This is a genomic window from Actinomadura rugatobispora (assembly GCF_055379765.1).
The window spans coordinates 8052212-8077998 of sequence record NZ_AP029191.1 but is presented as its reverse complement, the minus strand read 5'-3'; the positions used below and the strand labels follow the sequence as shown (position 1 = coordinate 8077998).

The window sequence follows — 25787 nt, the reverse complement described above, 5'->3', positions numbered from 1 at the left end:
CTGAACCATATTCGCCCCCTCCTCTCCGGCCTCCCGGACGGCATCGGCTAGGCTGGGGACCGTGCGCAACGTCGTGTATTTCTTTTGGTACGGCCGGCCCGGGAGGCTGGTCTGCCAGACGCTGCGCTGACAGACCTGAGAAGGAAGCCCCGGGCCGCCACGGCCCGGGGCTTTTTTCGTGTCAGGACGCTTCGCCGGTCACCGAGGAGACCGGCAGGACGAGGAGAGGCAGCAAGCAATGGTCGTCGTCATGGCCCCGGGGGCCACCGAAGCCGATATCCGGGCCGTCGTCTCACTGGTCGAGACGGCGGGTGGGGACGCCTTCGTCAGCCGCGGGGTGGAGCGCACCATCGTCGGCCTGGTCGGGGACGTTCAGCAGTTCGGCTCGCTCAACCTCCGCGGGATGCGGGGGGTCACCGACGTCGTCCGGATCTCGGCGCCCTACAAGCTGGTCAGCCGGGAGAACCACGCCGAGCGGTCGGTGGTGCGGGTCGGCGGCGTGCCGATCGGCCCCGGGACGATGACGCTGATCGCCGGGCCCTGCGCGGTGGAGACCCCCGAGCAGACCCTGCAGGCGGCGCAGATGGCCCAGGCCGCCGGGGCGACCCTGCTGCGCGGCGGCGCGTTCAAGCCGCGCAGTTCCCCGTACGCCTTCCAGGGCCTCGGCGAGGCCGGGCTGCGGATCCTGGCGGACGTCCGGGAGGAGACCGGGCTGCCGGTCGTCACCGAGGTCGTCGACGCGCACGACGTCGAGCTGGTCGCCTCGTACGCCGACATGCTGCAGATCGGCACCCGCAACGCGCAGAACTTCGCGCTGCTGCAGGCGGCCGGCGAGGCGGGCCGCCCGGTGCTGCTCAAGCGGGGCATGAGCGGCACCATCGAGGAGTGGCTGATGGCCGCCGAGTACGTCGCCCAGCGCGGCAACCTCGACATCGTGCTGTGCGAGCGGGGCATCCGCACCTTCGAGAAGGCCACCCGCAACACCCTGGACGTGGCCGCGGTGCCGGTCGCGCAGCGCCTCTCCCACCTGCCGGTGATCGTGGACCCCTCGCACTCGGGCGGCAGCCGCGACCTGGTGCTGCCGCTGACCCGGGCGGGGATCGCGGTCGGCGCGGACGGCGTGATCATCGACGTGCACCCGCACCCGGAGACCGCGCTGTGCGACGGCCCGCAGGCGCTGGTGGACGGCGACCTGCGCGAGCTGGCCCGGCTGGTGCGGGACCTGCCGCCGCTGGTGGGCCGGAGGCTGACCGTCGCCGAGGGCGACGCCGCGCCCGTCCCGGTCTGATCCCGGCCCGGTCCCGGTCTGTTCCCGCCCCTTCCGCCGCCTCTCCCGCTCCGCCGCGCCCCAGCCGGGCGCGGCGGGGCGATCCCGGGCGGAACACCCGAACACGGCTGGTAAGGTCCCGACACATGGACTACTGGACGCCGAACTGCGGGCCGCCCCGCGCCTGAGGGGCGCGGCGACCTCCCTCGAGTTCTCGCGGACCCGGCGCACGCGCGCCCGGTCCCGTCTTCCTGCGCCCCGAATCCGGATCCTTCTCACCGATTCGAGTTCAGGAGCGTTCCTCTCGTGTCCGTACGCACCACCGAGCACGACCCTGCCGCGGGTTCCGGATCCGCGGCCCGCGCCTCCGCCGGACGGTGGGGCGGCGCCGCCGACGTCCTGGCCGCCGCCTGCCTGTGGGGCACCACCGGCACCGTCCGCACCTTCGTCCCGGAGGCGTCCAACGTCTCGATCGCCGCGGTCCGCATCGTCATGGGCGGCGTGCTGCTGCTGGCCTTCGCGGGCCTCACGGCGCGCGGCGCCGGCCTGCGCCGGCTGCTGGGCACCCGCCGCAACCGGCTCCTGGTGGTCCTGGGCGCGGTCGCCATCGCCGCGTACCAGACCGCCTTCTTCACCGCCGCCGCCCGGACCGGGGTGGCGATCGGCACGGTCGTCACCATCGGGAGCGCGCCCGCGTTCGCCGGGCTCCTCGGCCTGCTCACCCGGCAGTCGGCGCTCGGCGGGCGGTGGGCGCTGGCGACGGCGGGCGCGGTCGCCGGCTGCGCCGCCCTCGTCGGCGGCGGCCAGGACGCCGGCGCCGACCCGGCCGGGATCGGCCTGGCCGTGCTGTCGGGGCTGTCCTACGCGGTGTACGCCACCGTGGCGTCCACCCTCATCGCGGGCGGCGAGGAGGACCGCGCGGTCGCCGGGGCGCTGTTCGGGGCGGGCGCGGTGCTGCTGCTGCCGGTCCTGGTGACCAGCTCCCCGGGCTGGGCGGTCGGCGGCACCGGCCTGGTCGTCGCGCTCTACCTGGGCGTGGTCACGACGGCGGGCGGCTACGTGCTGTTCGCGCGCGGGCTGCGGAGCACGCCCGCGACCACGGCCACCACCCTGACGCTGGCCGAGCCCGCCGTGGCGGCGGTGCTGGGCGTGGCGGTGCTCGGCGAACGGCTCGGCGGCCTCGCCCTCGGCGGGCTGGCGCTGCTCGTCGCCAGCCTGCTCGTACTGATCATTCCGGCACGTCGATAACTGTTCTGAAATATTGGTCTGAACCACTGGGCAGGGCGCGCACGGGCGAGGATGATGTCCGGCATGACAACGGGCGACGGGGAGACCGGGGGCCGCGGACTCTCCCCCGAGGACCTGCACGGCGTCGATCCGGTCGCCGCGGTGATGCTCGCGGACGCCTGCCGCGCCATCGCGGCCTACCCGGAGCTGGTGGTGGTCGGCGCCCTGTTCACCGCGGCCGAGCGGGTCCCGGGCGGCTGGCAGGTCGTCTGCCCGGGCGACCCGCTGCCGCAGGGCGCCAGGGAGATGCTCGCCGACCACCTGGAGGACAGCGGGGAGGAGCCGCTGGCCGCGGCCGGCCGGCGGCTCCGCCTCCATCCGGCCGACGAGGTCGCCGCGGACGGCCGGCGGTTCCGGGTGGTGCGGATCGAGCAGCTGGTGCGGACGGGGCCCGACGGCCCCGAACCGCCCCGTCCCACCGACTTCGACCCTCGGCCCGGCGACCACCGGCTGCCCCGCTGCCGGCCGTTCGACCTGCTGCACGACGGGCAGACCATCCCCGACCTGGCCACCGCCGAACTGCTGTGCCAGCTGCTGGACGCCACCGCCCGCACCGGCACCGAACCGTCGGAGGCGTTCCTCACCCCGGCCCAGCTGACCCCCGCGTTCACCGTCGCGGAACGTTCCGAGGGCCGCTGGCGCCCGGTCGGCCGCCTCCACGAGACGCCGCAGCAGGCCCGCGAGTCCCTGGCCACCTACTTCCGGCACGTCGTCCCGGCGATCGAGCGGCCCGGCGAGGCCGACCTGGCCGAGTACACCGAGGCCGCGTCGCTGATGGCCGACCCCGCCCGCCGCAACGGGATCGCGGTGGCGGGGCGCCGGTTCCGCATCGTCCGGCTGGAGCGGCTCACGCTGATGGGGCCGGACGGCCCGGAGCCGCCCCGCCCGACCGACGCCGACCCGCGCTGAACGCCCCGGCTCAGGCCGCGCCGGCGTCGCCGTAGACCGGCCGGTGCTCCTGGACGGACCCGGCCAGCTGCTCGGCCAGCTCCCCCACGTCCAGGCGCTTCTCGATCTGCCGCAGGTCGTCGATCTTGGCCCGGGTCTCCGCGCGGCGCGGCGCCAGCAGCGTGCAGCAGTCCTCGTCCGGCAGCTCCGAGATCGACAGCGTCCGGATCCGGCGCGCCTGCTCCATGATCTCGCTCTTGTCCATGCCGATGAGCGGGCGCAGGATGGGCAGCTCGACCGCGTCGTCCAGCGCCGTGATGTTCGCCAGCGTCTGGCTGCTGACCTGCCCCAGCGCGTCCCCCGTGATCAGCGTGCCGCCGTGCAGCCGGCGGGCCAGCAGCTCGCCGGTCCGCAGCATCAGCCGGCGCTGCGCGATCACCGCAAGCCGGTCCGCGCCCGAGGACTTGATCTGCTGCTGCGCCTTGCCGAACGGCACCACGAACAGCCGGGACCCGCCCTGGAACCTGTCGAGCTCGCGCACCAGCGCGTACGCCTTGTAGATCGACTCCGGGCCGGTGAACGGCATGCCCGAGAAGTGCAGGTAGTCGACCCGCAGCCCGCGCCGCATCATCCGGTACGCCGCGACCGGCGAGTCGATCCCGCCCGACATCAGCACCAGCCCGCGGCCGCTCATCCCGACCGGCAGCCCGCCCTGACCGGGCAGCCCCCCGGAGAATACGAACGCCTCGTCCCGGTCGATCTCGATCGACAGCGTGTGGTCGGGGCCCTTCAGCCGGACCGGCAGCCCGTACCGGTCGGCGATCGCCGCGCCCACCCGGCGGTCGAGCTCGGTGGAGGTCAGCGGGAACCGCTTGTCGCGGCGCCGTGAACGGACCGCGAACGTGCCCTGGCGCCCGGCCATCAGCTCCAGCGCCGCCCGCTCCACGCTCTCCACGTCCTTGCCGACCCGCCAGGCGCGGTGCGCCCACACGATGCCCATCACATCGGTGATCCGCTCGGCCAGCGCGTCGACCGTGGCCACCGTGGCGTCCTTGGTCCGCACGACCATGACCCCGTGCCGGCGGATCACCTCCACGCGGGCGATCGGGCGGATCGCGGCCCGGATGTTGTCGGCGAGCCGCTTCTCGAACAGCTCCCGGTTCTTGCCCTTGAGCACGACCTCGCCCAGTTTGATCAGCACGCACGGCTCACCGTCGACCGGCGGGCGGCCGGGCGCCGCCGCGGTCGCGGTGTCGACCGCCGGCGTGCCGTCGGTGGCGATCGCGGTGTCGAGCGGCGGCATGCGGAATCCTCCTGGACGTACCAACGGGGGTAGGCCTCTAGTGTGACCCAAGACCGGCAACGCCGCGACTCGGAAACGTGTTCCCCGTGAGGGGACGCCCCTCCGCGGGGAACACGCCCCTTCAAGCCCTCAGGGCCGCATCAGCCGAAGAAGACCTCGGCCTCGGCGTAGCGCTCCACGGGGACGGTCTTGAGTTCCTTGGTGGCCTCGTCGAGGCCGACGCGGATGATGTCGGTGCCGCGCAGGGCGACCATCTTGCCGAAGTCGCCGTCGCGGACCGCGTCGATGGCCTGGAGGCCGAAGCGGGTGGCCAGGACGCGGTCGAACGCGGTGGGGGTGCCGCCGCGCTGGATGTGGCCGAGAACGGTGGCGCGGGCCTCCTTGCCGGTGCGCTTCTCGATCTCGTCGGCGAGGCGCTGCCCGATGCCGCCGAGCCGGACGTGGCCGAACGCGTCGCGCTCGCCGGTCTGCAGCTGCATCTGGCCGTCCATCGGGTGGGCGCCCTCGGAGACCACGATGATCGGCGCGTAGCGGGTCTTGAACCGGCTCTCGACGTAGGCGACGACCTTGTCGATGTCGAAGGGCTGCTCGGGGATGAGGATGACGTTGGCGCCGGCGGCCATGCCGGCGTGCAGCGCGATCCAGCCCGCGTGGCGGCCCATGACCTCGCAGATCAGCGCGCGGTGGTGGCTCTCGGCGGTGGTGTGCAGCCGGTCGATGGCCTCCATCGCGATGCCGACCGCGGTGTCGAAACCGAAGGTGTAGTCGGTGGCGTTGAGGTCGTTGTCGATGGTCTTGGGGACGCCGACCACGTTGACGCCGTTGTCGTAGAGCTCGCGGGCGACGCCGAGGGTGTCCTCGCCGCCGATGGCGATCAGCGCGTCGACGCCGAGCCCGGCCAGGTTGTCCTTGATCCGCTCGATGCCGCCCTCGACCTTGATCGGGTTGGTCCGGGAGGAGCCGAGGATGGTGCCGCCGCGCGGCAGGATGCCGCGGACCGCCTCGATGTCGAGGGCCATGGTGTCGCCCTCCAGCGGGCCGCGCCAGCCCGCCCGGAAGCCCACGAACTCGTAGCCGAAGACCTGCACGCCCTTGCGCACCACGGCGCGGATGACGGCGTTCAGGCCGGGGCAGTCACCGCCGCCGGTCAGCACTCCGACGCGCATGCCCTCTCCCTCAACAGACACCGGGCTCCTCCCTCGATTCCCTCGAACATTAGCCGCGGGCGCGCCTCGGACCGGGCATTCCCGTCTCGTCCCGGCGCGCCGCCATTGGTCTAGACCATAGTCCGTCGCGGGGCCCGCCGGGGCACTTCGCCCATCAGCGGCGCGCGGCCGGTCCGATCAGCCGGGCCCGGCCCATGATCTGCACCGCCAGCCCGCCGGGGACGCGCCGTACCGCCGCCCGGCGGCGGCGCGGCTCGCCGTTTCCGTCATACGACCATCGTGCCTCGGTGAGGGCCAGTTCCCGCACCGCTTCGGCGGAGAGTTCCGCGGCGTGTTGCCGGGCGAAGTCCCATGCGTCCCGGATCGACCCGTGGGTGGGGCGTCCGGCCGCCCAGCCGGCGTAGGTCTCCTTCCAGGACGTCCCGTACGAGGCGGCCAGCGCGGGCCAGGTGCGGGCGACGTCGCCGGCACGCTTGTAGAGGATGCTGCGCGCGGCGGCGGCGACGCCGGCGGGGTCGAAGCCGGGCGGGAGGGGGCCGCCCGCCGCGATCGCCCGTACCAGGGCCTCCTGGGCCGCCGCGAGACCGGTGTCGAGGGGTTCGCCGGTCATGTGACGGGGGTGTGGCCGGAGGCGGCGGCGATGGCGTCGAGTTCGGCGCACAGTTCCGCGGCGGGCGGGTAGCGGCCGTCGCGTTCCAGCAGGAGGCCGGGCGGGCGGTGGCGCGCGCACAGTTCCCTGACGAGGTCGAGTACCTCCGCCGGCACGGGTGCGGCGTGGGTGTCGTGGTAGCGCCCATCTTCCTGGGTGCCGCCGGCGATGTGGCAGTACGCGACGCGCTCCAGGGGCAGCCGGTCGAGGAGGGCCAGGGGGTCCTCGCCGCGGTTGCGGGCGTTGGCGTAGACGTTGGCGATGTCGAGCAGGAGCAGGGCGCCGCTGCGTTCCAGCAGCTCGGTGAGGAAGTCGCCCTCCTCGTACTCGGCGCCGGGCCAGTCGAACAGCGTCGCGATCGGTTCCACGGCCAGCGGCACCGGCAGCTCGGCCTGGGTGCGGCGGATGTTGGCGGTGAGGACGTCCAGCGCCGCGCGGGTGCGCGGGACCGGGAGCAGGTGCCCGGCCTCGATGCCGCCCGCACGGACGAACGCCACGTGCTCGCTGACGAGCGGGGCCCGCAGCGCCTCGGCGCAGGCGGCCAGGTGCGCGACGCGTCCGGCGTCCACCGGCTCGGCGCCGCCGAGGGACAGCTTCACGCCGTGCGGGACGACCGCTGCGCCCCGCTCGCGCAGGGCGAGCAGTTCGGGCGGCGGGTGGCCGATGTGGACGGATTCGGCGATCACCTCGGTGAAGCGCAGGCCGGGCAGTCCTTCGACGAACCCGCTGATCTCGGGCCGCCAGCCGATTCCCACGCCCAGGCCCGGGACCGTCTCGTTCATCCTCCGCCTCCTCCGCAGCCACCGCCGCCGCCTCCACAGCCACCGCCACCGCCTCCGTCTCCGCCGCCGCCGGAGCCGCCGCCACCGCACGAGCCGCCACCGCCGCAGCCGCCGGAGGAGCAGACCGAGGCGTCCGACGAGCAGACCGGGCCGCCGGAGCCGCCAGAGCCGGACGCGGTCGGGCTGCCGGTCAGCGCCATGAAGCGTCCGAGACCGACGGTCTGGGAGAACATCGGGTCGATCGCCATCATGGCCGCCGTCCCGAACAGCGCGACGCCCATCAGCGCCGCGGCGCCGGCGTAGGCGGGCGCGGCCTCGGGGTCGAGGTGGGCATGGCGGGCCCGCGCGTCCTCCAGGGCGCGCTCGCCCTCCCGGGTCCGCTCTTTCCCGCGGCCGACCGCGGTCGAGACCACGGCCAGCACCACGCACAGGACGACCAGCACCATGTGCTGGTACCAGGGCGCGTCCCCGCCCGACAGGACGCTCCACCCGGTGAAGAAGACGACCGCAAGCAGGCCGCGGGCGGGCCAGGGGGCGAGACGCGCCACCAGCCGCGCACCGTCCCCCATGACCAGGCCCTGGGCGGCCAGCCCGGCGCGGAGCTGCTTGATCGCCTGCCGCACGCCCGGGTCGGAGGCCAGGGCCGCCAGGCTCGGCGCGCGGGGGCCGGCCAGCGCCCGGAGGACCGCCAGGTCCAGCGGCGTGGTCGCCGAGCCCGGCGGGCCCGTGGCCTGGATCCGGCCTGTGGCGTAGGCGTCGACGGCCCCGTCCAGGCGCAGCGCGACCAGGGACGCCGCGATCGCGTGGCGGCCGCCGCCGTCCAGGTAGGCGAGCTCGTACGGGTGCGGCTCGCGGGACGGCGCCCTCCCGCGCCGCGCCGCGCGCTCGGCGGCCGCCCCCGCCCCCAGGAGCGCGGCGTAGGCGGCGACCAGCAGCACGAGGAAGATCCAGAAGAACATCGGCGCCTCCGGCGAATGGTGGCCTCATGAGATAGATGTCCGGAGCCGGCGCGCGGTTCAGTCCTCCTGGTCGAGTCCCTTCTCGATGGCGTAGCGGACGAGCTCCACGCGGTTGTGGAGCTGCAGCTTGCCGAGGGTGTTCTGGACGTGGTTCTGCACGGTGCGGTGCGACAGCACCAGCCGCTCGGCGATCTGCTTGTAGGTCAGGCCCTTGGCGACCAGCCGCAGCACCTCGGTCTCCCGCTCGGTCAGGCGCGGGGCGCCGTCGTCGCCGGGACGCGGCGCGGCGGCGAGCCGGCGGTACTCGCCCAGGATCAGCCCGGCCAGCCCCGGCGTGAAGACCGCGTCGCCGTCGCCGGTGCGCCGCACGGCGTCCAGGAACTCCTCACGGCCGGCGGACTTGAGCAGGTAGCCGGTGGCGCCCGCCTTGACGGCCTCCAGCACGTCCTGCTGCTCGCCGCTGGCCGACAGCACCAGCACCCGCACGGGCGGGTCGGCGGCGGCCAGCTGCCGGGTCACCTCGACGCCGCTGATGTCGGGCAGCTGGAGGTCGACGACCGCGACCTGCGGGCGGGCCGCCGCGGCGATGCGGACGGCGGCGCGTCCCTCCCCGGCCGTCGCGACCACCTCGTGCCCGGCCTCGGCCAGGTCGCGGGCGACGGCGTCGCGCCACATCGGATGGTCGTCCACGACCATGACCCGCAGGGATCCGGAGGGGGCGGGAGAGTCGTCGTTCACGCCGCCACCCTACGGCGGGGGCGGGCCGGCGGGCACCGCCATCTCGATCTCGGTGCCCTGCCCGGGGGCGGACACGATCGACACCGTGCCGCCCAGGTCGCGGATCCGGCCCCGGATGGACTGGGCGACGCCGAGCCGTCCCGCCGCCGCGGCCTCCGCGAGCCGTTCGCGGGGCATGCCGGGGCCGTCGTCGCGGACGCTCACCACGACCTCCCCGGCGCCGTCGTCCTCCAGCAGGACCCAGGCGCGGGTGCCGTCGGGGCAGTGCCGCCGCACGTTGTCGAGGGCGGCGGCGACCGCGGCGCCGACCTCCCGGGCGGCGTCCGCCGGCAGCCGGACGGGCGTGGCGGGGGCGGAGACAGTGACGTTCGGGGACGCGTGGCCGTTGAGCAGCGGCCGCAGGTCCACCTCGCCGGACGGGCCGGGCCCGTGCACGGCGCCCTGCGCCGGGCCGGGCGTGCGGCGGGCGCCGCGCGTCCCGCCGCGCGTCCCGCCGGGACTCCGCCGTGCTCCGCGGCGCCCGCTCGCCGCGGCGGGGCCGTGCCGCGCGCCGCGGCCGTGCCGCGCGGGCGGCTCGCCGGCACCGGCGCTGATCAGCGCGCGCAGCGCGGCCTCCTGCTCCCCCGCCAGCCGGCCCAGCTCGGCCGCCTCGCCGCCCATCTCGCCGCCGCGCCGCTGGACCATCGCCAGCACCTGCAGCACCGAGTCGTGGATGCCGCGCGCCAGCCGCTCCCGTTCGCGGGTGGACGCCTCCAGCTCCACCGCACGCGCCAGCCGGGCCTCCGCGTCCAGCGCCAGCTTGACCACGTGCCCCACCACCAGCCCGGCCATGACCAGCAGCACGATCCCGTTGAAGGTGACCGACCCGGCCGAGCCCGGCGTCCCGGCCAGCACGTGCACCAGCACGTTCGCCACGCCGAGCGCCAGCGCCGCGGCGATCCCCGCCCGCTTGCCGCCCGCCACCGCCCACGACAGCACGGCGGCGGCCACCCACGAGGCGGGCAGCGTCGAGCGGCCGCTGGAGATGTTGCCCGCCGACTCCACCCACGTGGTGGCCAGCAGGCAGCCCAGCGCCACCGCCAGGTCGGCGGCCAGGAGCGGCCGCCCGCGGCGCCGCGGGTCGGCGAAGGAGTAGGTGGCGTACAGGGTCCAGAGCGCCATGACGGCCAGCACGGTCCAGCCGCCGAGCGGATGATCGTACTCGCCGAAGTTCATGGCGATCAGGGCGGCCGCGTACGCGAGGGAGGTCCCCCGGTAGACCGCGACCGCCCGCCAGAGGGCGACTTCCAGGCCCATGACGCCGCCCGCCGCGCGGCTCAGTCGTCGTCGCCGGCCGGGCGGACCTCCCGGCCCGCCATCTCGGCCTTCACCTCGGCCGCGTACCGGTCCACGTACTCCTGCCCGGACAGCTCCCGGATCGTCTGCATGATCTCGTCGGTGATCTTGCGCAGCACCTCCCGGTCGTCCTCCTGCCCGTAGTAGCGGGAGAAGTCCAGCGGGGCGCCGAACCGCACCCCGGGCCGCACCCCCAGCCGGAACACGGGCCGGCCGGACGGCATCAGCTCGAAGGTGTTGATCATCGCCACCGGGATCACCGGCACCCGCGACTTCAGCGCCAGCCGGGCCACCCCGGTCTTGCCCCGGTAGAGCCGGTTGTCGGGCGCCCTGGTGCCCTCGGGGTAGATCCCCAGCAGCTTGCCCTCGCGCAGGATCCGCAGGCCGGTCTCCAGCGCCGCCTCCGCCGCGTCGCCGCCCGACCGGTCCACCGGGACCACCCCGACCGCGGTGAAGAACGCCCTGCTGAGCAACCCCTTGAGGCCCTTGCCGGTGAAGTACTCGCCCTTGCCGATGAAGAAGATCGGGCGCAGCAGCGGCAGCGGCCCGAAGAAGTGGTCGGCGAACGACAGGTGGTTGCTCACCAGCAGGGCCGGACCCCGCTTGGGGACGTTCCGCATGCCCGAGTTCCGGGGACGCCACACCAGGTACAGGATGGGCGAGAGAACGATCCTGAGGAGGATCCAGAACCAGAGCATGCCGACACCTTCCTCCGGCCGCGTCCAGCTGCGGCGCGCGTCCCGAACACTCCGACGAACGGGGGATGATGCGACATCCTTCCACTCCCCGGCCGACCTGCCCACACCCCGGCCCCGTCCGGGCCCCCGGCCCCGCCGGTCGGCCTTGCCCCGCCCCGGCGGGGGCGATATGAACGTAGGCTCTGCACAGGGAATCGCGATCGGGTGTGCCCCAAGGGCTTGCCCCAGGCGGCCCAGCGAATACCGTGGGACACACGTCTATGGGGGAGCGGAGGCCGTCATGCCGGTGCTGTCGGTCACGCCGGAGTCGTCGAAGGAGCCGGCCCCGTGAATCGCCGTGGCAATGGACTGTCAGCGGACACCTACGCGCCGCTGGTCGACCTCGCCCCGCATCTCGCCGACGTCATGCTGACGGCGCTGCGCGACGCGGGAGTGGCCGCCTACGCCGCCTCCCCCGAGGAGCTGGCCGGGCTGGCGGAGGAGGCCGCGTCGGCGGCGGCGTCCGGGGGCGCCGCCGGGAGCGTCGACGACGTTCTCGACCGGCTGTACGTGGACGTCGAGATGAAACCGACCGCCGAGAGCGTCCTGCGCGTCCACCTGACGCGGCTGCGCGACCCCGACTCCTCCCCCACCGCCGCCGAGAGCACGGGCGCGGGCGTGGACTCCCCCGCCACCGCCACGGGCCCCGACCGCCGGGGCGACGCGGCCGAACTCGACGAGGACGCCATCTGGGCCGAGATCGTCGCCGGCTACGACGCGGCCCCCGAGGGCGACCAGGTCCCCTGGCCCGACGAGGAGAACATCGACGAGCCGGCCGCCGAGCCGCCGCGCGAGGGCGACGACCGCACCGGGCGGCTCCCCCGCGCCCGCGTGATCAAGGCGGCCGACCTGGCGAAGGTCCCCGCCGAGGAGGACGGCGACGAGGAGGGCCACTACGTCCCGCCGCCCCCGCCGCCCCTGCCCAGCGCCGACCCGCTCACCAAAGGGGCGTGGATCGCGCTGGTCGGCGGGCCGCTGTACCTGCTGGTCACGGTGATCCTCGACTGGGAGGTGCCGGGCTACGCGGCGTTCCTGGCGGTGGCCGCGTTCATCGGCGGGTTCGTGACGCTGGTGCTGCGGATGGGCGACGAGCCGCGCGACCCCGACGACGGCGCCGTGGTCTAGACGAGGGCGGGCAGCCGCAGGGTGGCCAGGACGGGGCGGTGGTCGGTGGCCGACGGGTAGTCGGCGGCGATCGCCTCTTCCACGGGCACGCCGCAGCCGATCACCTCGATCTCCCGGTCCGCGAACACGCCGTCGATGCGCCGGCCCGGGCGCCGGGACGAGAACGTCGCCGCGTAGCCCTCGGGAGCGACGGCGTGGGCGTCCTGGAAGATCTCGTCCAGCGTCCTCCAGGACGCGCCCCCGGGCTGCTCGTTGATGTCCCCGGCGATCACGACCGGCGCGCGGTGGGCGGCGCGGGCCCGCTCCAGAATGCCGATGATCTCGCCGGTGTGGGCCAGGCGCGGCTCGTCCCGCAGGTCGAGATGGGTGCTCGCCGCGATCAGCCGCGCCCCGCGGCCGTCGCCGTCCGGGAACTCCAGGACGGCGACGGCCAGCCCGCGGCGGTGCAGCTTCGGAAACGGCTCCAGCAGGTGGTACTCGCGGTGCACGACCCGGGCGCGCGGCCCCGCCAGCACGGCCAGCCCGGCCGCGCGCCGTCCCGAGGCCACCGACAGCCCGCACGCCCGTGCCAGCCGCCGCCGCTTGAACCGCCACCCCAGGAAGCGCGGCACCTCCTGCAGGCAGACCACGTCCGGCTCCAGGGCGCGGACCACCCGCGCCACGGCCGCCGGGTCGTCCCGCAGCGACCGGACGTTGTAGCTGAGCACCCGGACGACGACGGCCACCGCCCGCCTCCCCCGCCTCGCCGGTCGCGTCAGGTCCGGGCCAGGTCGGCGGCGCCGACGATGCCGGCGGCCGACCCCAGCTCGGCGATGAGGATCTCCGGCAGCGGACGGTGCCCGCGGCCGGTCAGCGCGGTCTCGAACGCGTCCCGGATCGGGTCGAGCAGCAGGTCGCCCGCGTCCGACAGCCCGCCGCCGATGATGAACGCGCCCGGGTCCAGGATCGCGGTGAGATCGGCCAGGCCCTGCCCCGCCCAGTGCGCCACCGTCCGGAAGCACTCCAGCGCCGCGGTGTCGCCCTCGCGGGCCGCCTGCGTCACCTCGGGCCCGCTGATGCCGTCGGGACGGCCGTCGCCCAGCTCCAGCAGCCGCCCCGCCATCGCCGGGGCCACCCGGGCCAGGTCGCGGGCCTCGTGCACCAGCGCGTTGCCGCTGGCGTACTGCTCCCAGCAGCCGCGGTTGCCGCAGCCGCAGCGCCGCCCGTCCGGGACGACCCGGAAGTGGCCGACCTCGGCGCCGATCCCGAACCGGCCCCGGTAGAGCTCGCCGTTGATGATGATGCCGCCGCCGATGCCGGTGCCCAGCGCGATCAGCACGATGAAGTCGTGGTCGCGGCCGGCGCCGAACCGGGCCTCGCCCCAGGCGGTGGCGTTGCCGTCGTTCTCGACCACGACCGGCAGCCCGGTCAGGTCCTCCACCTTCTTCTTGATCGGCTCGTCCCGCCAGGCCAGGTTGGGCGCGAACAGCACCGTGGAACGGGTCTCGTCCACGAACCCGGCGGTGCCGAGGCCGACCGCCGCCACGTCCTCGAACTTGCCCTTGAGCAGGTCGACGACCTCGGCGATGACCGCGGCGGTCTCCTTGGGGTTGGTGGAGGGGGTGGGACGGCGGACCTTCTCCAGAATCCTGCCTTGGTCGTCGACCACGCCCGCGGCGACCTTGGTACCCCCAACATCAACGCCGATGGTCAGGGCCATGTGCGGTTCCTCCTCCTCGCGGCGCCTACCGGAGCCCTCACTGCGTCACTGCGCGTCCTTGCGCGTCACTGCCGGCCACTGCGCGACCCGCTGCGCGACATTGTGCGGCATCGCGGGCGGTCGCGGGCGTTTCCGGCGGCGGCCGGCCGCTCACCCGCGCTGCCCGGTCGCTAACCCGTGGCGGCGGGGCGGTCGCCGCCCGGACCGTTCCGCGGCGGCGGTCCGGGCGCGGGGCGGGTCCGCTCGAAGGCCGCGGCCACGTCCATCGCCGCGGCCAGCAGCGAGCGCCCGGCCTGCCGCAGGTGCTCGCGGACGTCACCGCCCGACGCGCGGCCCACGGCGATCGCCCGGCAGACCGGGCAGTCGCGGCACTCGGGTGCGCCGGTCGCGATCCGCGGCGGCTCCCGCGGCGCGCGCGGTTCCCGCGGCTCCCGCGGCTCGCGCGGCTCCTCGGAGACCGCGCGGCTCCACACGTCCTCACCCGCACGTTCACCTGCACGTTCTTCCGTACCGCCGGCACCGGCCCGGCCCGCCTCGCCGCGCGGGCCGGCCGCCGTCTCGCCCAGCCGCCTGCGCAGCGTCTCGAAGAGCTTGACCGCCTCGTCGAGGAGGTCGCCTGGCTGCTCGTTCATGAGAACATTGTCCATCCGTCGTCGGCGCGAAACCGCATCGCCGCCCCCGGCCCGCGACGGGGCCGCTCAGCCCTCGACGTACCGCTTCAGGCCCTTGAGCGCCGAGTCGATGATCCGCTTCTCAGCCTTGCGCTTGACCATCCCGATCATCGGGACGCGGACGTCCACGGCCAGCTCGTAGGTGACCTCGGTGGCGGGCTCGCCGCCGCCCCCGGCCTCCCCCAGCGTGTAGGAGCCGTGCAGCCCCGTCACCACGGTGCCCTGCTCCACCAGCTCCCAGTGGACGTGGTCGTCGCCGCCCCACTCGTAGCGCAGCCCGACGGTGTCGCTGAACGGACCGCCGTCGAAGGTGAGCCGGGCCAGGCGGGCGCGGCCGTCGTCACCGGTCTCCTGGACGGTGAGGTCGCGGATGCCGCTGGCCCACTTCGGATACGCCTCGAGATCGGCGATCACCGCCATGATCTCGGTCTTCCCGGACCTGATGGTGATGGAAGAACTCGTGCGGTCCGCCATCGATGCCCGCCCTTCTGCGCTCGGGAGCACGCCGGTTCCGGCGTCCCCCTGGAAAGTATCCGTCAGAGCGACAGAACGTAAGGAACCCCGCTGCCACGGAAGTGACCCACGTTGACGCATTCGGTGCGGCCGATGCGCATGCGGCGCGCCAGCGGCTGGTGGACGTGCCCGAACAGCACGTACCGGGGCTGGGTCTCGCGGATCGCCTCCAGCACCGCCTCGCTGCCCCGCTCGAACCTGCGCGCGACCGTGTCGTACAGCAGTTCCGGGACGGCGGGCGGGATGTGGCAGCACAGCACGTCGACCGCGCCGACCGCCGCGACCTTGGCCGCGTAGGCGTCGTCGTCGAGCTCGTAGGGGGTGCGGTACTCGGTCCTCAGGCCCCCGCCGACGAACCCGAACCGCAGCCCGCCCAGCTCGACGACCTCCCCGTCCAGGACGTGCTGCCCCTCGCGCAGGTACTCGGCCCACATGGCGGGGACGTCCACGTTCCCGTAGGTGAGGTAGGCGGGGGTCGGCATCGCGGCGAACAGCTCGGCGTACTGGCGGCGGACGGCCTTCTCGATGTGCGGCCAGGCCCCGCCCTCCAGGGAGTCCCACATCCGCCGGGAGAAGGCGCGGGCCTCCTCGAAGTGCTTCTGGGTGCGCAGCTCGATGAGCCGGTCGGCGTTCTCCTGGCCGAACAGGTCCGCGAAGATGCCCTGGGCGTGGTCGGAGTAGTCGATGAACAGGATCAGGTCGCCCAGGCAGATGAGCGCGTCCGCCCCGTCCCCCGCGCGCTTGAGGGCCTCGGCGCGGCCATGAACGTCACTCACCACATGGATCCGCATGTCCCGACTCTAAATGGTCCGGTCCGGCGGTGCGCCACGGCGTGTCGCCCTGACCACCCTCACCGGGCGCCGGACCCGGTCGCGGCGACCACCAGCGCCCGCCACTCGCGGACCAGGCGGGGGTCCACGGGGGCGTCCCAGGAGCCGTCGGGACGGACCGCGGTGCCCACGTGGAACGCGGTGATCCCGGCCGCGGCCAGCACCGCGACGTGCTTGCGGCGCAGCCCGCCGCCCGCCATGAGCAGCCCCGCCGAGCGCGGGCCCTCGGCGGCCCGCCGGACCAGGACGTCCACCCCGGCGTCGACGCCGCGCGGCGAGCCCGCGGTGAGCACGGTGTCCGGCCCGCCGTCCAGGTCCCGGACGGTCCGCCAGGCGGGCGGCGGGTCGGCGGCGTGGTCGAGCGCCCGGTGGAAGGTCCACGGCAGCGGCGCGAGGGCGGCGGCGAGCTTGCCGGTGGCGCCGGTGTCGATCCCGCCGAGCGGGTCCAGGAACCCCAGGACGAAGCCGTCGGCGCCGGCGTCCCGGTGCAGGCCGGCGACCCGGCGCAGCCGGTCCAGCTCCGGGATCGTGGTGCGGAAGCCGGCGTTGGCCCGCAGCATCACCCGGATCGGCAGGGTCGTCACCGCGCGCACTCCGGCGACCAGGTCGGGATCGGGCGTCAGGCCGTCGGCGGCCATGTCGGCGACGACCTCCAGCCGGTCCGCGCCGCCCTCCTCGGCCGCCCGCGCGTCGGCGGCGTCCAGCGCGATCACTTCGAGCAACGACACGGCGCCCCCGCCTCCCCCATGGTCACCCCGCCATGGCTTCCCACGGGTCACGAGCCTAGGCAACGGGCCGCCGCGACCGGGGCGTCCGCCCGCGAACTTTGCGTCACCGTTAACCGGGGCACCGCGGCGGAGGCGGCGGGACGGGCCTGATCATGCCGTAACAGAATTCCTACTCACGGGTATCATTCGACGGTGAGGACGCTGTACCGTCGTCCCCACCGTTGCGGCACCCGCGGCGCCCGGGGGTGCGCAGCGTCCGAGCCTTGCCGACCGTAGCCGCGTTCAACCGAGGAGATGGGCCGTGCGCGAGTTCAGCGTCCCCGCGATGGTGGAGGTCCCCGCCGCCACGAATCTGACCGACGCGCCCTTCACCCGGGCCGCCGAGCGTCCCGGCACGATCGTGCTGCGCCGCCGCGAGGGCGAGGCCTGGCGCTCGGTGACCGCCGGGGAGTTCGCCGCCGAGGTGACCGGGATCGCCAAGGGCCTGATCGCCGCGGGCGTGGAGCCCGGCGACCGGGTCGCGCTCATGTCCCGGACCCGGTACGAGTGGACCCTCCTGGACTACGCCATCTGGGCGGCCGGCGGCGTGACCGTGCCGATCTACGAGACCTCCGCCCCGGCGCAGATCGAGTGGATCATCGGCGACTCCGGCGCCAAGGCCGTGTTCGCCGAGACCTCCGCCCACCTGGCCGCGATCGCGGAGGTGCGCGACTCGCTGCCCGGCCTCGCCCACGTGTGGGGCATCGACGCCGGCGACCTGGAGGACGTGGTCGCCTCCGGCGCGGACGTCACCGCCGAGACGGCCGAGGAGCGCCGCCGCTCCCGCGCCTCCGGCGACCTGGCCACCGTCATCTACACCTCGGGCACCACCGGCCGTCCCAAGGGCTGCCAGCTCACCCACGGCAACTTCGTCGCCACCTCCCGCAACGCCGTCCAGGGCGCCATCTCCGAGGTCGCGGTGGACGGCAGCTCCACGCTGCTGTTCCTGCCGCTGGCGCACGTGTTCGCCCGGCTGATCCAGGTCGCGGCCGTCGAGGGCGAGATCGTCCTGGGCCACAGCGACATCCCCAGCCTGCTGCCCGACCTGGGGTCCTTCCGGCCGACGTTCCTGCTGGCCGTCCCCCGGGTCTTCGAGAAGGTCTACAACGGCGCCGAGCAGAAGGCCGCCGCCGAGGGCAAGGGCCGCATCTTCCACGCCGCCGCCGACACCGCGATCGCCTACAGCCGGGCGCTGGACGACGGCGGCCCCGGCCTCGGCCTCAAGATCAAGCACCGGGTGTTCGACCGGCTGGTGTACGGCAAGCTCCGCGCCGCGGTCGGCGGCCGGGTCGAGTACGCCGTCTCCGGCGGCGCCGCCCTGGGCGAACGCCTCGGGCACTTCTTCCGCGGCGTCGGCATCACCATCCTGGAGGGGTACGGCCTCACCGAGACCACCGCCCCCGCCTCGGTCAACCGGCCCACCGCCATCAGGATCGGCACGGTCGGCCGCCCCATCCCGGGCGTGACCCTGCGCATCGCCGAGGACGGCGAGGTCCTGGTCCGCGGCGTGAACATCCTCACCGGCTACTGGAACAACGACGCCGCCACCAAGGAGTCCCTGGAGGAGGACGGCTGGTTCCACACCGGCGACCTGGGCGCGCTCGACGAGGACGGCTACCTCAAGATCACCGGGCGCAAGAAGGAGATCCTGGTCACCGCGGCCGGCAAGAACGTCGCCCCCGCCCCGCTGGAGGACCGGCTGCGCGCCCACCCGCTGATCAGCCAGTGCCTGGTCGTCGGCGACGGCCGCAAGTTCATCAGCGCCCTGATCACCCTGGACCAGGAGGCGCTGGGCCCCTGGAAGGAGCGGAACGGCAAGCCCGCCGCGATGACCCTGGACGAGCTCCGCCGCGACCCCGAGGTGATCGCCGAGATCGACGGCGCGGTCGCCGAGGCCAACCGGACCGTCAGCCAGGCCGAGGCCATCAAGAAGTACGAGATCCTCGGCGTGGACTTCACCGAGGAGGCCGGCCACATGACCCCCAGCCTCAAGGTCCGCAGGCACGCCGTCATGAAGGACTTCGCCGACGAGATCGACGCCCTCTACTCATAGGGCGGCGGTGGTCACAGAGCGGCGGTGACCGCCTGGTCGATGGGGGTCTCGCCGCCGATGAGCTCCAGGACGCGGCGGCGCGCGCCCGGCTCCCGCAGGAGGGCCGCGGTCACCGCCGCCACGTCGTCCCGGGTCACGGGCTCGTGGCCCACGTACGGCGGGCCCAGGCGTACCCGGCCGGTGCCGGGGTCGTCGGTGAGGAGGCCGGGGCGCAGGATCAGCCAGTCGAGGCCGTCGCGAGCCCGCAGGTCGTCCTCGGCCTCCTTCTTGGCCCTCATGTAGGCGGCCCAGACCTCGCCCCGGCCGGCGTCGGGCGGATTGTCCACGCCCATCGCCGAGATCTGCAGGAACGTGCGGACGCCCGCGCGCTCGGCCGCGTCCGCCAGGAGCACCGAGGCGGCCCGGTCGACGGTGTCCTTGCGGGCGGCGCCGCTGCCCGGGCCCGCCCCGGCGGCGAAGACCGCGGCGTCCGCGCCGGCGATCCGCTCGGCGACCTCCTCGGCGGAGGCGGTCTCCAGGTCGAGCGGCACCGGTTCGGCGCCGGTCGCGCGCACGTCCTCGGCGTGGTCGGGATTGCGGATCAGGGACCGCACGGTGTCGCCGCGCGCGGCCAGCAACCTGGCCAGCCGCAACGCGATCTTCCCGTGTCCTCCGGCGATGGCGACGTCCATGACGACGATCTTACGGACGCGGGCGCGGCCGGCGCGGGGACGGCCCCCCGCGCCGGCCGCGCCGGCGGGTCTCCGGATCAGCGGCGGCGGATCAGCAGCGGCGTCCGGAGTTGATGCAGGACACCGCCCGCTGCATCAGGTTGTCGGGCATGACGTTCACGAAGTCGGCGTGGTCGGTCACCGGGTCGTGCCCCTGCTCGGGGAAGGAGTCCACCGCGAACGCCTGCGCGCGGTTGGGCAGGTTGTAGCTCAGCGTCAGCCGCAGCTGCGGGACGGCCTGCCGGCCCTGCGGGCAGGCGCCGTTCGCCTGCGGGAAGACGATGTGGTCGCGGTGGTTGGCGCTGTCGGTGTTCTGGCCGTCCCAGCAGCTGGGGAAGTCCAGGACGCGCTGCACCTGGCTGCCGCGCGGGCAGAGCGGGTACTTGTCGGTGAACGCCCGGTTGGCGAACCCGCTGCAGGTCCACGAGGCGCGCGCGTTGGCCAGGCCGTTGGTGGCGGCCTTGGCGTCACCCATGATCACCCGCAGGAACCGCGGCATCGCCACCACCCTGCTGCGCGGGTTGCCGCGGAACTGGATGTTTGCCGAGCGCGGCAGCACGATCGAGCCGACGTTGCCGTCGGCCGCGCTCTGCTGGGCCGCGGCGGAGTCGTCCTGCCCGTTCCGGTCGCGCATGACCGGCCAGTAGTAGGTGGACAGGTCGCCGTTGGTGCAGGTGGTCTCGGAGGCGGCCAGGCTCTCGTCCGTGGAGAAGGCGTCGGCCGACTCGTTGCCGACGTAGTCGTGGATGTGGTGCGCCCCGTTCTGGACGCCCGGCGCCACGATGAAGTTGTCGGGGTTGTGGTGCTCGTTCTGGTTCGTTCCGCAGCGCGAGCTGAACGTGCCGCGCGAGCCGCCCCGCGACGGGCGGACCTGGCGCACCCGCGGGGCCTGGCGGATGTTGACGAAGTCGTCGGCGTCCGGGCCCTCGGCGATGCCCGGCGGCTGCTGGGCGGGCGGGTTCGGGTCCTGGGACGGCGGGGCCGAGGGGTCGGCCGACGGGTCCGCCGACGGGTCGGCGGACGGGTCGGCGGGCGGGGGCGCGGACGGGTCGCCCTGCGCGGGCGGCTGCTGGCCGCCGCCGCCCTGATCGGGCGGCTCGGTGGGTTCCGCGGTCGCCGGGGGCGACGGCCGCTCGGGCGCCGCCAGCGCCGGGCCCTCCGCCGCCGCCGCGATCAGCAGCAGCGCCGGAAGGACGACGGCTATGCGTTTCCTGCTTCCCATGTAGATCTCCCTGTGAGCGGGGGTGGGGAAATGAAAGACCCGTCAGGAAAGGGCCGATTTGGAGACGAGACCCGTGCTCTCCAGCAGCGTCATGTGCGTGTTGACGTACTTCAGCGAACGCTCGGCGAAGGCCCGGATCTCACTGTTCTCGGTCTTGGCGCGGACTTGGGCGATCACGCCGAAGACCTTGCCGTGGGCCGCGCGCAGGCGCAGCACGAAGGTGCTGTCGAATTCGCCGCCGAACCGGTCGGACATCTCCGCCAGCCACGCCTTCTGCTGCGGATTGGGCTCGTTCGGCAGGATCACCTGCAGCCGCTGCGCCACCGTGCGGGTGTCCTCGTCGAGCCGCGCGTGCTGCTCGGCGATCATCTGCGCGATCTCCTTGACCCTGGGGCTGGCGGCGCGCTGCTGGGCCTGCTGGCCCGCGGGCATCTCCCACAGGCCCGCCTGCCGCACCGCGACCAGCAGCTGCCGGTCGTCGGCGCTGAGGCGCCCCCAGCGCGTGTCGACCGTGGCGCCCGACAGGCGCCCGGCGGTGGTGTCGCCGTCCGCCGGCACGCCCGGCGGGCTGAGGACGACCACCAGCGCGGCCGTGACCGCGAGCGCGGCCGTGACCACCAGCAGCAGCCGGCCGCGCCGCAGCCTGCGCAGCAGGCGCGTGTCGCCGGCTCCGTACGACTTCCGCACCGGTCTCCTCCTTTCACCGCATCCCTGAACTCCACCCCGGCAGGCGTTTCCAGGAAATACGCTCCGCGCCGGGCACCGGTTCACCGGGTTGCATTTTTTCTTGCTTTTCTTCGCGGCCCGGAAAAGGGCAGGCGGTATCCCCGCGCAATCACCGGGCCGCACAATTGGCGGCCCGTTTCACGCATGCCCCGCCGCGGTTCGCGGGGCATGCGCGGGTCACTCGTCAGGAACGGCGGGAGCCGCTCTTGGGCACGCCGGTGGTCACGCGCAGCGCCAGCGCGGGGCACATCGCCACCGCGCGCTGCACGTCGCGTTCCATCCAGGTCGGGATGTCGGTGCCGAGCACGACCGGGAATCCGTACCGGTCGAGCTGGATCAGCTCGGGCACCAGGTAGGCGCACAGCCCGTGGCCGTCGCAGCGGCTCCAGTCGATCGCGACCCGGCCCTCCTTCCCGGACGGGACGGGCAGCGGCAGCACCCCGAACACCGGCTGCCCGCAGGTCCCGCCGTACCGGTGGACCTCGATGTCGCCGGCGAAGGCGTCCAGCGCCGACAGCACGAACCTGGCGGTGCCGTCGGGATGCGAGCAGGCGCCCCGGCCCCGGCCGACCCCGGCCGCGCGGCGCACGTCGTCGACGCTGCCCGACCCGTCGTTGAGCGCGTTCATCGCCCGCACCACGTCGGGCAGCCCCAGCCGGCACGGCCCGCACTGCCCGGCCGACTGCGCGGCCAGGTAGGAGGCGATCCGGGTGGCCTCGCCGAGCGGGCAGGTCCCCCGGGTGAGCGGCAGGATGATGCCCGCGCCGACCGTGCCGCCGACCGCCTTCATGCCGGCCCGCGACAGCACCGCGCGGGCCGCGCCCACCGGGTCCAGCCACATGCCGTGGTAGCCGCCGACCAGCACGGGCTCCCCGCGCTGGACCTCCGCGTGGTCGAGGACGGCCTGCAGCGGGGTGCCGAGGGGGGCTTCGACGACCCGCGTCCCGCCCACGGTGAGCAGGGTGGTGCCCGGCTCGTCCTCGGTCCCGGCGGAGGCGTACAGGTCGGGGCCCAGCGAGGTCAGCACGGCGAGCTGGGCGAAGGTCTCGGTGTTGGACAGCAGGGTCGGGCAGCCGTCCACGCCCGACTCGGCGGCCCGCACCTTCCGGCCGGGCGGGATGGGGATCTCCCCGTTGATCGCGCGGACCACCGCGCCGCTCTCGCCGGAGATGAACCGCTCGGTGAGCCGCACCACCCGGGCCGGCATGCGGCGCTCGACGATGGCGGCGCGGACCGACCGGGCGGCCTCGTCGTCCTCGACGGCCACCACGATCCGCTGGGTGCCCAGCGCGGTGGCGGCGATCGCGGCGCCGTCCAGGACCAGGTGCGGGGCGCGGTTGAGCAGCACCTTGTCCTTGGCGCTGCCGGGCTCGCCCTCCGCCCCGTTGACCACCACGACCGCGTCCTGCGCGGGACGGCGCCGGTCGCGGCGCTCGCCGGGCAGCTCGATCTCGTCGGCGGTGGGATGGGTGATCCGCGCGGCGACGGCCATGAGCTTGCGGGCGAACGGGAAGCCCGCGCCGCCGCGCCCGCGCATGTCGACCTGCTCGGCCATCCGCACCAGGTCCTCCAGGACCGGTGTGCTGAGCCGGCCGTGCACCGCCTTGTGCCGCTCCAGGTCCAGCCGGTCGAACCGGTCGAAGCCCAGGGTGAGGCGGGGCCCGCCGATGTTGGAGACGGTGACGGCGCCGGTCATCGCATCACCTCGGTGTCCCAGAAGTCGCCCCCGCCGCCGCGCGGATCGCCGCCGCGCGGGTCGTCGTTGCGCGGGCCGTCGTACCGGGGGTCGCCGCCCCGGGGATCGGCGCCCCGGGGGTCGGCGCCGGCGTACTCGGGCGAGCGCACCGCGCCCCGGGACACGTTGCGCCGCCCGCCGCCGGTACGGCCGCCGCGCGCCTCCCGGGCGGACGGCGCCGTCGCGGTGTCGCCCGCGCGCCGCACCTCCCGCGGCCGGAACACCACGAACACGCGGGTGAACACGGCGAGGGCGACCATCCCGACGCACAGCACGTAGCTGAGCGTCACCCACGCCGCCGCCGACCGCCCGGCGGTCAGGCCGTGCGTGATCGCCATCGGCCAGGACGCGTAGGCCAGCGCGTGCACCGACCGCCACACCCAGGGCCGCGTCCCGCGGGCGAACCGGGCCCGCAGCAGCCCGCTGGCCACGACCACCAGCAGCAGGTCGAACGCCAGCGCGCCGTACCCGATCGGGCCGGTGCTCGGCACGAGCACCTGCCGCGGCACCGCCAGCCCGCCCAGCACCTTCACCAGGACGTGCGCGATCACGAACGTCACCGCGAGCATCGAGGCCGCCCGGTGCACCGCCTGCGCCAGCACCCGGTGCCGGATCGCCAGGATCAGCCGCTCGGTGGCCAGCAGCCCGCTGACCACCGCCGTGGTCATCGCCAGCAGGCCGAACACGCCCGCGTAGAAGGAGAGGAAGCGCTGCACGTCGCCGGCGACGGCGGCGCCCTGCGGGGTCGCCGCGCCGATCAGCACCAAAACCGCGCCGACGGCCGCGGCGCGCAGCGCCCAGCTCGGCACGGCGGGATCATCGCTACTTCGCGTCTGCACTGCTCGAACTCCTGTTCTGGGTAGTGGAAGGCGCGGGGTCGTTCCCGGGTGCGTCGGCACCGTTGCCGTTGCCGTTGCCATCGCCGTTGCCCGGCAGGCCGGGGAGGTCGGGGAGGCCGGGCGTCTCGGGGAGGTCCTCGACGGGCACCGCCCCGAGGTTGGCCAGCAGTCCCCCGGGCAGGACCTGCATCACGCCGCGCTCGGCGAAGCCGAGCAGCGGGCGGGCCCGTTCCCGGAGGGTCCAGCCGCCGAGCCGGGTCCCTTCGAGCGGGACCTCCTCGGCGCCGCGGCGGAGGGAGAACTGGACCAGCGGGCGGGGCGCCGCCGCGCCGCCGCAGGCCCGGTCGGCGCCGATCCGGCCCAGCGTGTCGCCGCGCTTCACCGTGCTCCCGCCGCGCAGCTGGCTGACCTGGCGCATGCGGTAGTAGGTGCTGGCCACCCCGCTGCGGTGCACCACCATGACCAGTCCGCTGCCGGCCGAGTCGGCGCAGAACCGGTAGAGGCGGCCGTCGGCGGCGGCCTGCACCCGGCCGTCGCCGCCCCAGAAGGCCAGCGCGCCGAGGGGTCGGGACGAGCCGTCCCCGTCGGCGCTGCCGATCGTCCAGGCGCCGCCGACCCGCCAGGGCAGCATCAGGCCGTCCCCGGCCCGGGTGCCGTTGGTGGCCGCGGCCGCCTGCTCGGCGGTCACCGAGCTGTAGCGGCGCAGCGCCTGCGCCTCGGCGGGCGGCATCACCGCGGCGGGCATCCGCCCGATCATCGCGGCGAACGAGCTGCTGCCCGACACCGCGACCTGCCAGGTGCCCTGCGCCCAGCGGCCGACGAAGAACGCGGTCTGCGGGGTGGCGGGGCTGGCGGCGGGCACCGGGACGGCGGTGGTGCCGAACGCCCACTGGCGGTCGGCGCTGACCCGGTCGACGCCGACGATGGGGGCGCCGCCCGCCGCCGCCCCGTAGGCCTGCCGGGCGGCCGGGCCGTGGTTGGCGAGGGTGAGGGCGCGGACCCGTTCGGTGAGCGTGCGGGTCTCGGGCGCCGCCGCGTCCGGGCCGCCCGGCGTCGTCGCGGGCGGGCGCTGGGCCGGCGCCTGGCCGGACGGCTTGGGCAGCGATCCGGGCGAGCGCAGGACGAGGTCGGAGCCCGCGGGGCCGGGCGTGCCGAAGGTGCTGCCCTCCAGCAGGCTGCGCTCCACGATCGCCAGCAGCGACAGGCCGACGAAGATGGAGAAGACCAGCGCGCCCGTGCTCAGCCGGTCGGCCGGGCCGCGCGCGCCGCGCACCCGCTGGTGCGGCATGCCGGTCTGCTTGGGCAGCGCGTGCGGGCCGCCGCGCCGCGGGCCGCCGCGGCCGGGGCGGCCGGGACGGCGCTGCCGCCTGCCCTCCCGGCGCCTGCCGAGCGAGCCGCGGCGCTTCCGGGCGGCCTCGGACTCCTCCGCCCGCGACCACGCGCTGAAGGCCCGCTCGAACCGCGACTCGAACCTCGGCTCGGCACGCGGCTCGGTTCGCGGGTCGGAGACCGGCTCCGAACGCGGGTCGGTTCGCAGGTCGGAGCGCGGGTCGGCGCGTGGATCGGCGCGTGGGTCGGCGCGGGGCACCGGGCGCGGGTCGGCGCGTGGGGCCGGGCGCGGGGCACCGGGGGGAGCCTCGGTACGGGTCCGGATCGGCCGCCGCGGGTCCGGGCGCGGCGGCTCGGGCAGCCCCGAACCCGGCAATCCCGAAACGGGCAGCGCCGAACCGGGCAGCCCGGGGCCGGGAGGCCGCGGGTCCGTGCGCGCCGGCTCGGGCCATGCCTG

The 25787-nt window shown here is 74.9% G+C and carries 25 protein-coding genes; 5 read left to right on the top strand and 20 right to left on the bottom strand.

Going from position 1 to position 25787, the window contains the following annotated elements:
• Window positions 1–238: 238 nt before the first annotated feature.
• The 3 genes from aroF (at window position 239) to ACZ466_RS36250 (ending at window position 3463) form a co-directional block, all read left to right on the top strand.
• On the top strand, window positions 239–1288 hold the full coding sequence (aroF, locus tag ACZ466_RS36260; RefSeq protein WP_378291652.1) for a 3-deoxy-7-phosphoheptulonate synthase: 1050 nt from the start codon (window positions 239–241) through the stop codon (window positions 1286–1288).
• Window positions 1289–1573: 285 nt separating this feature from the next.
• Complete coding sequence (locus ACZ466_RS36255; RefSeq protein WP_378291650.1) at window positions 1574–2515, top strand: EamA family transporter; 942 nt, start codon at window positions 1574–1576, stop codon at window positions 2513–2515.
• Window positions 2516–2578: 63 nt separating this feature from the next.
• The gene (locus ACZ466_RS36250; RefSeq protein ID WP_378291648.1) at window positions 2579–3463 is read left to right on the top strand and encodes a DUF5954 family protein; all 885 of its coding nucleotides are present in this window, start codon (window positions 2579–2581) and stop codon (window positions 3461–3463) included.
• A 10-nt stretch (window positions 3464–3473) separates the two neighbouring features.
• Here the strand turns inward: ACZ466_RS36250 and thiI are convergent, their stop codons facing one another.
• The 8 genes from thiI to ACZ466_RS36210 form a co-directional block, all read right to left on the bottom strand.
• Window positions 3474–4745: a tRNA uracil 4-sulfurtransferase ThiI gene (thiI, locus tag ACZ466_RS36245; RefSeq protein ID WP_378291646.1), complete on the bottom strand. Its 1272-nt coding sequence runs from the start codon at window positions 4743–4745 to the stop codon at window positions 3474–3476.
• A gap of 140 nt (window positions 4746–4885) precedes the next feature.
• Window positions 4886–5911 (bottom strand): 6-phosphofructokinase, encoded by a 1026-nt coding sequence (locus ACZ466_RS36240; RefSeq protein WP_378291644.1) that lies wholly within the window; start codon window positions 5909–5911, stop codon window positions 4886–4888.
• A gap of 154 nt (window positions 5912–6065) precedes the next feature.
• Window positions 6066–6521: a hypothetical protein gene (locus ACZ466_RS36235; protein ID WP_378291642.1), complete on the bottom strand. Its 456-nt coding sequence runs from the start codon at window positions 6519–6521 to the stop codon at window positions 6066–6068.
• Window positions 6518–7342 carry an MbnB/TglH/ChrH family RiPP precursor modification enzyme gene (locus ACZ466_RS36230; RefSeq protein WP_378291640.1) on the bottom strand — a complete coding sequence of 275 codons (825 nt, stop codon included), beginning with the start codon at window positions 7340–7342 and terminating at the stop codon, window positions 6518–6520. Before ACZ466_RS36230 ends, ACZ466_RS36235 begins: the two co-directional genes overlap by 4 nt.
• The gene (locus ACZ466_RS36225) at window positions 7339–8301 is read right to left on the bottom strand and encodes a TIGR04222 domain-containing membrane protein (protein ID WP_378291638.1); all 963 of its coding nucleotides are present in this window, start codon (window positions 8299–8301) and stop codon (window positions 7339–7341) included. Before ACZ466_RS36225 ends, ACZ466_RS36230 begins: the two co-directional genes overlap by 4 nt.
• A gap of 57 nt (window positions 8302–8358) precedes the next feature.
• On the bottom strand, window positions 8359–8997 hold the full coding sequence (locus tag ACZ466_RS36220; protein WP_378291719.1) for a response regulator: 639 nt from the start codon (window positions 8995–8997) through the stop codon (window positions 8359–8361).
• Between the two features lie 51 nt (window positions 8998–9048).
• Entirely contained in the window at window positions 9049–10335 is a 1287-nt protein-coding gene (gene macS / locus ACZ466_RS36215; protein WP_464041824.1) for a MacS family sensor histidine kinase, read from the bottom strand.
• Between the two features lie 20 nt (window positions 10336–10355).
• On the bottom strand, window positions 10356–11072 hold the full coding sequence (locus ACZ466_RS36210; protein WP_378292702.1) for a lysophospholipid acyltransferase family protein: 717 nt from the start codon (window positions 11070–11072) through the stop codon (window positions 10356–10358).
• 327 nt (window positions 11073–11399) lie between these two features.
• On the opposite strand from ACZ466_RS36210, the gene ACZ466_RS36205 reads away from it, so the two are divergent.
• Complete coding sequence (locus ACZ466_RS36205; RefSeq protein ID WP_378292700.1) at window positions 11400–12236, top strand: hypothetical protein; 837 nt, start codon at window positions 11400–11402, stop codon at window positions 12234–12236.
• On the opposite strand, the gene ACZ466_RS36200 is transcribed toward ACZ466_RS36205, so the two are convergent.
• The 6 genes from ACZ466_RS36200 to ACZ466_RS36175 form a co-directional block, all read right to left on the bottom strand.
• The gene (locus ACZ466_RS36200) at window positions 12233–12961 is read right to left on the bottom strand and encodes an endonuclease/exonuclease/phosphatase family protein (protein ID WP_378292698.1); all 729 of its coding nucleotides are present in this window, start codon (window positions 12959–12961) and stop codon (window positions 12233–12235) included. The two genes, ACZ466_RS36205 and ACZ466_RS36200, sit on opposite strands and share 4 nt — an antisense overlap.
• Before the next feature lie 29 nt (window positions 12962–12990).
• A complete protein-coding gene (locus ACZ466_RS36195; RefSeq protein WP_378292696.1) occupies window positions 12991–13935 on the bottom strand; it encodes an ROK family glucokinase in 945 nt (314 codons plus the stop codon).
• A 170-nt stretch (window positions 13936–14105) separates the two neighbouring features.
• Entirely contained in the window at window positions 14106–14567 is a 462-nt protein-coding gene (locus tag ACZ466_RS36190) for a hypothetical protein (RefSeq protein ID WP_464041823.1), read from the bottom strand.
• 66 nt (window positions 14568–14633) lie between these two features.
• On the bottom strand, window positions 14634–15080 hold the full coding sequence (locus tag ACZ466_RS36185) for an SRPBCC family protein (protein WP_378292692.1): 447 nt from the start codon (window positions 15078–15080) through the stop codon (window positions 14634–14636).
• A gap of 62 nt (window positions 15081–15142) precedes the next feature.
• Window positions 15143–15910 carry a metallophosphoesterase family protein gene (locus ACZ466_RS36180; RefSeq protein WP_378292690.1) on the bottom strand — a complete coding sequence of 256 codons (768 nt, stop codon included), beginning with the start codon at window positions 15908–15910 and terminating at the stop codon, window positions 15143–15145.
• Window positions 15911–15969: 59 nt separating this feature from the next.
• Window positions 15970–16677, bottom strand: coding sequence for a copper homeostasis protein CutC (locus ACZ466_RS36175; RefSeq protein ID WP_378292688.1), 708 nt, complete (start codon window positions 16675–16677; stop codon window positions 15970–15972).
• Between the two features lie 301 nt (window positions 16678–16978).
• On the opposite strand from ACZ466_RS36175, the gene ACZ466_RS36170 reads away from it, so the two are divergent.
• Complete coding sequence (locus ACZ466_RS36170; RefSeq protein ID WP_378292686.1) at window positions 16979–18769, top strand: AMP-dependent synthetase/ligase; 1791 nt, start codon at window positions 16979–16981, stop codon at window positions 18767–18769.
• Window positions 18770–18780: 11 nt separating this feature from the next.
• On the opposite strand, the gene ACZ466_RS36165 is transcribed toward ACZ466_RS36170, so the two are convergent.
• The 6 genes from ACZ466_RS36165 to ACZ466_RS36140 all read right to left on the bottom strand — a co-directional run bounded on the left by ACZ466_RS36165 (window position 18781) and on the right by ACZ466_RS36140 (window position 25589).
• Window positions 18781–19440, bottom strand: coding sequence for an NAD(P)H-binding protein (locus tag ACZ466_RS36165; protein WP_378292684.1), 660 nt, complete (start codon window positions 19438–19440; stop codon window positions 18781–18783).
• A gap of 91 nt (window positions 19441–19531) precedes the next feature.
• On the bottom strand, window positions 19532–20701 hold the full coding sequence (locus tag ACZ466_RS36160) for a DUF1996 domain-containing protein (protein WP_464041822.1): 1170 nt from the start codon (window positions 20699–20701) through the stop codon (window positions 19532–19534).
• A 42-nt stretch (window positions 20702–20743) separates the two neighbouring features.
• Window positions 20744–21388 carry a DUF4142 domain-containing protein gene (locus tag ACZ466_RS36155; protein WP_378292680.1) on the bottom strand — a complete coding sequence of 215 codons (645 nt, stop codon included), beginning with the start codon at window positions 21386–21388 and terminating at the stop codon, window positions 20744–20746.
• A 223-nt stretch (window positions 21389–21611) separates the two neighbouring features.
• Window positions 21612–23123, bottom strand: coding sequence for an NADH-quinone oxidoreductase subunit NuoF family protein (locus tag ACZ466_RS36150; RefSeq protein ID WP_378292678.1), 1512 nt, complete (start codon window positions 23121–23123; stop codon window positions 21612–21614).
• Entirely contained in the window at window positions 23120–24001 is an 882-nt protein-coding gene (locus tag ACZ466_RS36145) for a hypothetical protein (RefSeq protein ID WP_378292676.1), read from the bottom strand. Before ACZ466_RS36145 ends, ACZ466_RS36150 begins: the two co-directional genes overlap by 4 nt.
• On the bottom strand, window positions 23985–25589 hold the full coding sequence (locus tag ACZ466_RS36140) for a M23 family metallopeptidase (RefSeq protein WP_464041821.1): 1605 nt from the start codon (window positions 25587–25589) through the stop codon (window positions 23985–23987). Before ACZ466_RS36140 ends, ACZ466_RS36145 begins: the two co-directional genes overlap by 17 nt.
• Window positions 25590–25787 lie beyond the last annotated feature (198 nt).